At 39.3% G+C, this 7,767-nt stretch carries 9 protein-coding genes and 4 pseudogenes; 4 read left to right on the top strand and 9 right to left on the bottom strand.

Annotation, left to right across the window (positions count from 1 at the left end):
- Positions 1 to 364 precede the first annotated feature (364 nt).
- Positions 365 to 982, bottom strand: a pseudogene (locus LC605_RS29615) (formylglycine-generating enzyme family protein); the annotation flags it as partial.
- Positions 983 to 1,104: 122 nt separating this feature from the next.
- Here LC605_RS29615 and LC605_RS29610 point away from each other — a divergent pair.
- The 3 genes and pseudogenes from LC605_RS29610 to LC605_RS29600 all read left to right on the top strand — a co-directional run.
- The gene (locus tag LC605_RS29610) at positions 1,105 to 1,365 is read left to right on the top strand and encodes a hypothetical protein (RefSeq protein WP_229551006.1); all 261 of its coding nucleotides are present in this window, start codon (positions 1,105 to 1,107) and stop codon (positions 1,363 to 1,365) included.
- Between the two features lie 13 nt (positions 1,366 to 1,378).
- Positions 1,379 to 1,834, top strand: a complete 456-nt coding sequence (locus LC605_RS29605; RefSeq protein WP_229551005.1) for an HNH endonuclease — start codon at positions 1,379 to 1,381, stop codon at positions 1,832 to 1,834.
- Positions 1,835 to 2,070: 236 nt separating this feature from the next.
- Positions 2,071 to 2,394 (top strand): annotated as a pseudogene (locus LC605_RS29600) (transposase); the annotation flags it as partial.
- Between the two features lie 135 nt (positions 2,395 to 2,529).
- Here LC605_RS29600 and LC605_RS29595 read toward each other — a convergent pair.
- The 5 genes from LC605_RS29595 to LC605_RS29580 all read right to left on the bottom strand — a co-directional run bounded on the left by LC605_RS29595 (position 2,530) and on the right by LC605_RS29580 (position 5,227).
- Entirely contained in the window at positions 2,530 to 3,339 is an 810-nt protein-coding gene (locus tag LC605_RS29595) for a transposase (protein ID WP_229551007.1), read from the bottom strand.
- Between the two features lie 4 nt (positions 3,340 to 3,343).
- Entirely contained in the window at positions 3,344 to 3,676 is a 333-nt protein-coding gene (locus LC605_RS29590) for a hypothetical protein (protein ID WP_229551004.1), read from the bottom strand.
- A 217-nt stretch (positions 3,677 to 3,893) separates the two neighbouring features.
- Positions 3,894 to 4,082 (bottom strand): hypothetical protein, encoded by a 189-nt coding sequence (locus LC605_RS33320; protein ID WP_306426890.1) that lies wholly within the window; start codon positions 4,080 to 4,082, stop codon positions 3,894 to 3,896.
- Between the two features lie 7 nt (positions 4,083 to 4,089).
- Positions 4,090 to 4,374 (bottom strand): hypothetical protein, encoded by a 285-nt coding sequence (locus LC605_RS33315; RefSeq protein ID WP_306426889.1) that lies wholly within the window; start codon positions 4,372 to 4,374, stop codon positions 4,090 to 4,092.
- Between the two features lie 622 nt (positions 4,375 to 4,996).
- Complete coding sequence (locus tag LC605_RS29580) at positions 4,997 to 5,227, bottom strand: EF-hand domain-containing protein (protein WP_229551003.1); 231 nt, start codon at positions 5,225 to 5,227, stop codon at positions 4,997 to 4,999.
- A gap of 326 nt (positions 5,228 to 5,553) precedes the next feature.
- Between LC605_RS29580 and LC605_RS29575 the strand changes: the two genes are divergently transcribed.
- Positions 5,554 to 6,351 (top strand): PRC-barrel domain-containing protein, encoded by a 798-nt coding sequence (locus tag LC605_RS29575; RefSeq protein ID WP_229551002.1) that lies wholly within the window; start codon positions 5,554 to 5,556, stop codon positions 6,349 to 6,351.
- Between the two features lie 5 nt (positions 6,352 to 6,356).
- On the opposite strand, the gene LC605_RS29570 is transcribed toward LC605_RS29575, so the two are convergent.
- The 3 genes and pseudogenes from LC605_RS29570 to LC605_RS29560 form a co-directional block, all read right to left on the bottom strand.
- Positions 6,357 to 6,959, bottom strand: coding sequence for a hypothetical protein (locus tag LC605_RS29570; RefSeq protein ID WP_229551001.1), 603 nt, complete (start codon positions 6,957 to 6,959; stop codon positions 6,357 to 6,359).
- A gap of 107 nt (positions 6,960 to 7,066) precedes the next feature.
- Positions 7,067 to 7,217, bottom strand: a pseudogene (locus LC605_RS29565) (molecular chaperone DnaJ); the annotation flags it as partial.
- An 81-nt stretch (positions 7,218 to 7,298) separates the two neighbouring features.
- Positions 7,299 to 7,767: pseudogene (locus LC605_RS29560) on the bottom strand (hypothetical protein); the annotation flags it as partial.

Raw genomic sequence — 7,767 nt, 5'->3', positions numbered from 1 at the left:
AACATTTGTCAATTCTAAAAGTTTAGTAACCTGAGCTTCAAAGTCTTTCAACGATTTGGCTAAATCCAAATTTGCATTTATATTTTTTTTCATTTATGTTGATATACTCGCCTCAAAACGATTACCAATAGTGAATTTTACCTTTTTTTGTGCAGAATGAAAAAAGTATTGTTCGCATATATTAGGAATCAAAACAATATTTAATAAGCGCAGATCCAAACACCTGTCACGAACGCTCTTCATCAAATACCTATTCTTAAGTATTAATACTCGTTAATATGTAAATAATATATGTTTTGTACTGGGAAAGCCGATTAGCGATCGCACCTTTTTTTGCCTGACCTCACAAAATCGCATTGCTCCCTTCCCAGACGTTTCCGTGCATATCGTATAGTCCAAAGGTGTTAGCTACCTCAAAACTGCCCACAGGCGTAGTCTCTTCTCGATAGATACCTTTTGGCCCTCGTCCATAAGAACCCGACCATTTATATTCTTCGTTATCTGTACCCCTGTAATTGGCAAGATCAGTTGTGATTGTCTCGCCAAAGTGAAATGGGGTGGTAGTTCCCGCTCTACACGCATATTCCCATTCTGCTTCAGTGGGTAGCCGATACTGCCTTTTTGTATGGGCAGCAAGGCGATCGCAAAACTCAACCGTATCATACCAGGAAACGCACTCTACAGGTCGTTGATCCCCTTTGAAATGCGATGGGTCAGCTTCTAGCTCAATGTTTACTTGTGGTAGTGCTGCTACGGCTTTCCACTGTGCTTGAGTGACTGGATATTTACCCATGCAAAAATTCTGAATAGTTACTAAATGCTGAGGACTTTCTGAATCGCTCCGCTCTAGTTCATCCTCTGGTGAACCCATCATAAAACTGCCACTGTTGATCAGCATCATATCTAACTTAATTCCGTTGCCCAAGTCTTCTACGTAGTATTGGGCTTTCTTCTGCGTCCGGTTTATTACTATTTTTGGCATTTATTTTACAAATGTTCATCAAAACTTACAGATGGACAACCATTTTTATTGATTTCCCCAATTCTACCGCTTGATTGTTTATAATAGAATCGTCAATCCCGCTTGCAACTGGCGACGAGAACATGACGACTTTAGTAAAACCTCAGAAAATCTACGATGAGTTTATTGATTTTATAGCTCAAGGAACTAGCCCAGAAAATGTGACTAATTTTCAATTTTCTGAAGCAGCGAAAGAACAGATAGAAGATTTAGTTGAACGCGCCAAAATAGCAGATTTATCCCCTTTTGAAAAAACTGAACTCGAAGAGTTTTTAGTGGTTGAGCATCTAATTAGATTGGCCAAAGCTAAAGCTCATCACTACCTTCGGTCTGTTTCTCACTAAAGAGAGATTAATTATGCCTCGACTCTACATGACTAAAGAATTAAAACAATTAGTCAGTAACCGGGCTGATTTTTTGTGTGAATATTGTCTGATCTCTGAACAAGATAGCGGTGGGTGTCAATTTGACCACATTATTAGTGTTAAGCATGGGGGTGAAACAACTGCCGAAAATTTAGCCTATGCTTGTCTGTATTGTAACCTTAATAAAGGCACAGATTTAGGGTCAATTATTTGGCGCACAGGTGATCTGGTGAGATTTTTTAATCCGAGACGAGAACAATGGTCTGAGCATTTTCGTCTTGAAGATACAATGATTCAACCTTTAACAGATATTGGGGAAGTCACAACCAGAATTTTACAGTTTAATAGCAGCGATCGCCTCCTAGAAAGACAATTATTTATTGAGGTTAATAAATACCCTTCACCTGATGCTTTAAGCTCGACTTTATCCATTTTTTTCGCTACGTGAACGCTGAAGTTGAAACCTTTGTGGAACGGTAGTTTTAGTTTTTGAATTTTATGGATAACCTGTAGAGTGGAAAAAGTATTTGCTAAAAAGCCAGGGTTTTTGCCGCATAAAGAAAACCGAGTTCTTAATTTTGGATAAAGTCGAGTTAAGAGGGTGTTTGAAAAGTCTCTCAGGTTGTAAAAAAGCTCTCTCAGTATAAGCTGTGAATGGATAATAAACAGCACCTCAAGAGCAACATGAGTAAAGCATACCCCAGTAACTTAACGCGCACTCAATATGAATTTCTGAGTGACATGATTCCAGAAGCAAAACCCGGAGGTCGCAAGCGCTCTGTCGATATGTGGCAAGTCTTGAACGCAATTCTCTATGTCCTGGTAGAAGGAGTAAGATGGCGAGGGTTACCTGGCGACTTTCCTGCTTGGCAGACGGTATACACCTATTTTCGCAACTGGCGCAAAGATGGGACATGGCAGAAAATGCATGACAGTCTCAGGCAGTGGGTACGGATAGAGCAGGAACGGCATCCAAGTCCATCTGAAGCAATAATCGATAGTCAAAGTCAGTAGACCGAAAAGTTTTGCGATCGCTAAAAAATAGTAGTGTACGATACCGTTTTTGGCGGAATATAAAAAAGCTGATTGCTTTGGCTTTATAATAAGTTTTATTTATTGATAAGCCCCGAAAATGAACCAAAATCAGCCAGATGGTAAACAAACTTCGCAGGCTACCCCATAGTTGCGGTCTACGGCTTGACGTAGAAATTCAAGCATCTGTTTGAGAGTAAATAAGTGAGAAAGAACTTGTCGAGAGCTTCTTTTTAAACGGCTAAGATAATGCCATACTAGATAAATCCAAATATTAATAATTAAAAATGCCAAAGCTACAAATAAAAGCCGAATAATAGGATTTTTAATAGTAGTTTTAATTCGGCACTGATTTTTCATCCGATAGCTACTCTCAATCCCAAAACGAAGACGATAGTCATCATGTATCAGGTGTAAAGATAACTGCACTTTATAGACTGCGTAAATAAAAAACTCTCGCCCATGCGCTCGCCTTTTACCATTTTTATATGTACAAATTATCCATACATGAAAAGTGACTGAGCCATATTTATCGCTGTTTAAAGTGTAAGTTGTTTTATAACTGCGCCTACCTCTAATTAATTGTCTAGTACCGCCATGTTTACCTCGAATAATTACTGGCATTTCAAAGGGGATATCAAGAGCTTGTAACCATCTGATGACTGGCACACAGAAGAATTCCCGGTCTAAATACAATCGTTCTATTTTAAGCTTCAAAGGCTCAATCAGAGCTAAAAGATAAGTAATAATTGCTACTAAAGTATTTTGTTGTTGAACAGCTTTAATAGCTAAGGTAACTCGTTTATTCTTTTTAATTACATAGACAGTAGCGTAGGCATAAAAAGAACAAGTGCCACTTTTTGCTTGACTTCTATAAATGTATGGTGCTTCTGATGATGATGGTTCACCATAATATGGAATTAAGTTAAAATCGATAGCAATTTTGCATTGGACTTTTTGAATACCATCTGGTAAGCGACAAAGAAAGTGCAGTATTTAAATCTGATTCCAGAGAGTTCAGGTCTGAATATTTCTCCAAATGATAACGAATATCATTACTTGTGGGAACATTTTTTAATACTTTACTTGTGTTTTCTATGCTATCTCTTTGGGTGGCTGCCCTAATTAGAATTTCAAAGATATTTTTTTGTTCACACTTGCCTTGAGTCGGAATTGGAATATTTTCAGTTAAACAGTTCACTACTTCGTTCAAAGTTTTACTATCAGTTAGAACTGGGGTAGTTGCAGTCATAGCCAAACTAATTAATCCTAATCGTCAAAAATTTTGCTTCTTCACCCCAATATTTTACAAAAATTCCAAGACCAGCACCAGAAGATTGTTCTGGTGCGAGAGCTACCCTTACCTTAGTCTTAAAAATATTAGTTTTGCTTATATAATATCTCTCAACAAATCTTCCCAAAGTTGTATCAAAAAGTACAGTTTTTTAGGCAATAATCAGGTTCGCAAGTATCCATCACAGAGCGATCGCAAAAGTTTTCGGTCTACTGAATTTGACAATTGGAAATTGAAACTCAACTTTAGTGCCAAACAACTCGTAACCAAACCGATTTGGTCGCCAATTAATATGCTCATCACCTAGAATCGCTAAGGATGCAACAGTTCGCTTATATCTATCGTAGATGCGGTAGTTGTAGATAAACATCCTTTCGCTAAAGTCTGACTCTGACTCTTGTTTGGATTTCTAGATGTATCAGTATCCAGGATTCTTCACCACCAATGCGGTATATTTTTACCAGCTTATCCGCTACTCGCTTCCCCAGTTCGGCATCGCGCACCACCTGCTCTAATTCTTTGTCCAAGAACTCAGGCTGTCGAGTCCAATCTATTTCCCTATGTGCTTGCGGAAAGAAAAACAGCATGAAGTCTTCAAAATAGAGTTGTAGTATTTGTTTCCACGGCGAATCATATTCGGTTTGGGGGTTGGCATCGGTCATACTCGTTCCAGGGCGAACTCACGCCCCTGATTGTATTACTAATTGCCCTGGTGTGAATAGGTCGCCCTGTCAGAGCGAGATGTTTACCTTTCCCCCTTCCCCTTCTTAATAAAAATGCCCCTGTTAAAGGGGCTTTTGATGTGGTTGATGTTCTGACTTGAACTTTCTAGTAGGATGATTCTGTTTCGGTATATAGTTTCTGTATATCTGTTCATAGTAGCAACTGATTGAGTTAATGCTATGGCGATCGCTGAAAGATTGAAAATCGCTTCACAACAACTAAATCAATCTACTGATTTTCACTACCAAGAGCGTACGCTGTTTTTGTAAGTCTGAGCGGCTGTTCCCACTGCTCTAAGTTGTGGTGGTTAGTTGCATTCAGAGTCTTATGGCACGCTTGAAAAGCTGAAACGGGCGACTTCCAAGCTTTGCCCAATCAGCCTCCTGGTAATGGTCATAAAATCACCGACTGTGCAGTTTATCTGTTGGGAACCAATGGTTCCTAGAATCCAGTTAACTCTCAGTAAAAGCGGAAAATCCAGTTTTAAATTATACCCAATACCCGCGAGTCGAAAAATTATAATTCTGTAGTTTTGGGTATTGGGTATTTGGTTTTTGACTGCTAGGTTAAATTACTTGCTTTTTTGACTACTTCCTTTAACTCTTCAAAGGAGATACTACCGTCTTTATCTCCATGCATAGCTAGCAATTCCTGGGGGCTACTGATACCTGTTTGGGCCGAGATGATTGCACTTAAACCAGGGCTTAAAAAAAGCTCATTAATGGAGATTTTGCCGTCTTGATCGCTATCTAAGGTATTAAAAAGAGATTGAAGCTCTTGCGAGGTTGTCATAGGTTTCTATTTGAAGAACTGTTTTTCAACTTAATATCTCATTAATCTCTGATTAATCTCTCTTTCATTAAATAAAGTTGTATCTAAAGACGTAGAAACTGTCAGTCAAACACGGCAATTAACAGATGATTCACGCCATCCACTCTACCCAATCGGGTGCATCTAGAATCAAAATCTCATCCTTGAGAGAGGCAGTAAACTAGCAGCTAGCTGCGATCATTGGGCTGGAGTGGATTTGGGATAATGATTCCTTAAATATGAACATCGGTTTGGTTCCACCTCAGTCTATGAATTGAAGCCAGAAAAAACGGAGGACAAAAGACATTATGTCTGTTCATAAAATCGAAGATTTTGATGCCAATTATCATCAACAGGATTCTCAGGAGCATCTTCAGGGGTTTGACCTTTACTCCAAAGACGAAAAAATTGGCTCTGCTGACGACCTTTTGGTTGATGATGATGGGCACATTCGTTATCTGGTTATAAACACAGGCATCTGGATTTTTGGCAAAAAAGTTCTGCTGCCAATCGGATGTTCCCAGGTAGACTATGATACCCACCGGGTCTATGCAGTCAACCTCACTAAAGCCCAGGTAGAAGCGCTACCTGAGTTTACGGATGGTATGACTGTTGATTTTGATTATGAACATCGGGTCAGACAAGTCTACCGTCTTTCATCTTCATTTAGTGTCTTTGACTCTTCTGGGGTTGGATACGCCGGATATGGAACTGAAACGAAGGCCCCTAATGACACTCCCATCTCTTCTGGGGTTGGATACGCCGGATATGGAACTGAAACGAAGGCCCCTAATGATACTCCCACCTCTTCCGGGGTTGGATATGCCGGATATGGAACTGACCCTCCTGCTCCTCCCTATGTTCCTACCTCTTATGGGGTCGGGTATGAAGGATATGAAAATGCCCTGCCGACTCCGGGTAAGGCACTCTCACCTGATACTGATCACAGCGCTGCTGTTGACCACTGCGATTCCTACACATATCAGCAAGATCCCGGATTATATGATATGAACGAGCAAAATCATCAACGGCTGAAACTGTATGAAAAGCGTCTAGTGGCAAAGAGAAAACAGCATAAGGAGTCTGTTAATTCTGATGTGATTTGAAAATTTTAAAAGTCATTATCCGTAAAGGGAACTATGGATGGTGAAAACCTTTTCAGTGATGGGTAAAATTCTAACCTCGCGCCATAATCATCTGTTTGTGATACTTCTAATTCAATTGTTTGCTGATTTTTATCATCAAAGAGTAACTGGATTTGGTAATCTGTCCAAAATTGCTCACCTAGCTCATCTTCTAAATCGAAAAGCTGTTCTTCATCACCCCAGATATCTGACCAAAGGACTATCCGATTAGCACGAAAGTGATTTTGACCTTTGACATCTGCAATCACAAAATATACTTCGACATTTAAATTAAACCCAAACTCATCAAGCTCTGTCTCTTGGAACGCACAGTTAACCACAATTAAACTATCAGGGTTAACATTAACTACCTGCTGTTGACGCTGTAACATTTCTTGAAATACTAAATCAGGTAGTAACTTTGAACTCTCTTCGAGGACAAGTTTTTGAGTTTCTGGTGAGTAACGAGTTTTTAATTCTTGGGTTATTAGATTTAAGATATCACCTGTGGCTAAATTGACAATTATCTTTTTACTTGTGGAATTAAGGAAACATCCGTGATTAAGTAAATTATGTTTCTGAATTGCCATAATTCTGTAAAATCCATTTGAATTTGATTAGATGAGCTACAAATCTACAAATCAAGCGAAAACCTGCTAATAAAAATCAATTACTATCTCATTAATTGGGACAACTTATTCAGTTCTGTCCGTTTTCTCTTAATCTGTTTGAGTAATGATTGGTGTGATTTTTCTAAAAATTGTAAGCGGATATGTAGTATGTAATTGGGAGAGAGCCAGTGGAGTTGCAAGAGTCGAGTGGAATGGAGGTAGGGTTTTTCGAGGCATAGAAGATTTATGCTTTTTTCAAGATAAAAAACTCTAACAACAATTTACACCTCAATGATGATACATGAATGTCTACTGAGATTAATTTTCTTGAGACAGATGTGCCTGTAACTGCTGAACTTGCTCCACCGTTAAACCTGTTACCCGTATGATTACTTCAATAGCTAGACCCTCGCGCAATAAGTTTACCGCAACTTTTTGCAAAGCTTCCTGTTGCCAACTGGTTACAATCTCCATAATTTCCTCCTGTTCATCTAATCCCATTGTACTGATTGCCGCTTGAAAGACCTGTTTCTCAGTATCGTCGAGCCTCAAATACGTATCAACAAACCCTGAGATCAATTGCATCCGTGCTGGGTCTAACTTTAACGTCGCCAGCAGCCGCAAACATTCTGCCTTGACAAAGGGACGTTCCTCACGCCGAATATTCATCTTCGCCATCAATGCTGCTGCCACCGGATTTGGCTGTGTGAGAAAATCTCGCCAATTTAAGCGATTTAACTGAATAGCTGCAAACTGAAATTCCAGCACCTTGAAGTCGCCAAAGGTA

The sequence above is a fragment of the Nostoc sp. CHAB 5836 genome (assembly GCF_020829445.1).
Classification (GTDB): domain Bacteria; phylum Cyanobacteriota; class Cyanobacteriia; order Cyanobacteriales; family Nostocaceae; genus Nostoc.
Note: the sequence above shows the minus strand (reverse complement) of the source record. Positions and strands in the feature narration are given on the sequence as shown.